Source organism: Moorena sp. SIO4E2, assembly GCF_010671945.1.
Taxonomy (GTDB): Bacteria; Cyanobacteriota; Cyanobacteriia; order Cyanobacteriales; family Coleofasciculaceae; genus Moorena; species Moorena producens.
Genome location: NZ_JAAHIE010001348.1, coordinates 1 through 1,159, shown reverse-complemented (window position 1 = coordinate 1,159; position 1,159 = coordinate 1). Strand labels below are relative to the sequence as shown.

Here is a 1,159-nt window from a genome sequence, read left to right as displayed (position 1 = left end):
GCTTACCTACAGGGTTAAAACCCTCTTCCTAAGAGTTAGCTCAATTGGATATACTTGGGCTGTTCAAACATATGAACGGTGTCCACAAACCGAGCGGTCTTGGACTGACTTGAAATAACTAGGCTTTGAGTCCGTGCTCCACCTTGGAAGAACCGAACCCCTTCCATCAGGGTTCCTGGGGTGATACCACAAGCAGCAAACAGTACGGTTTCACCAGAGGCTAGTTCTTCAGCATTGTAAACCTTATCGGGATCGGTAATCTTCATGCTTGCGAGCCGTTCAATGTTGCTTTCTTTGCTTTCCCCAATCAGACCAGTTTTCACGATGGCGGGATCGTAGATCAGCTGACCTTGGAAGTGTCCCCCTAAGGCACGCATTGCTGCTGCTGAGATTACCCCTTCTGGGGCAGCACCGATGCCCATCAAGGCATGGATATTGGTACCAGAAAAGGCACAGGAGATGGCGGCGGAAACATCACCGTCACTAATCAGTCGCACCCGAGCACCAGCTCCCCGGATTTCGTTGATCAAGTCCTTGTGACGGGAACGGTCCATCACAACTACCACCAGTTCATCAATGGAGCGCTCTAGACAATCGGAGAGGATTTGCAGATTTTCCGTTGCGGACTTGTTGATATCTACATGATTCTTGGCTTGGGGTGGTGCTGCCAGCTTCTTCATGTAGAAGTCAGGAGCAGCAAATAGACCGCCCTTCTCGGAAATAGCTAGCACTGCCATGGAACCGTTTTGGCCATAGGCCACTAGGTTGGTGCCTTCACAGGGGTCAACCGCAATATCAATTTCTACCAGCTCATCTGGGTTACAGAAGTTGGCAGCATCCTCTTGGGTACAAATCCCAACTTCTTCACCAATGTAGAGCATGGGAGCATCATCCCGCTCCCCTTCTCCAATTACAATCCGACCCCGCATATAGATCTTGTTCATCCGCTCCCGCATAGCTTCTACAGCCACTTGGTCAGCAGTGTTTTTCTCCCCTTTACCCATCCATTTGGCGGATGCGATCGCAGCTTTTTCTACGACTTCTATAATTTCTAAACCTAGTGTATTTTCCAAAGCGCCCGTTCTCCCAAAAGCTAGATGAGCTTATTTTCTTAATTATTTGTTTACAGTTCTTAAGTCTATCAGAGCGTGGTATCTCG

The 1,159-nt window shown here is 48.8% G+C and carries 1 protein-coding gene; it reads right to left on the bottom strand.

Translation table 11 applies throughout. The features are described 5' to 3' along the window. Window positions 1-35: 35 nt before the first annotated feature. On the bottom strand, window positions 36-1,073 hold the full coding sequence (gene glpX, locus F6K37_RS43590; protein WP_287257372.1) for a class II fructose-bisphosphatase: 1,038 nt from the start codon (window positions 1,071-1,073) through the stop codon (window positions 36-38). Window positions 1,074-1,159 lie beyond the last annotated feature (86 nt).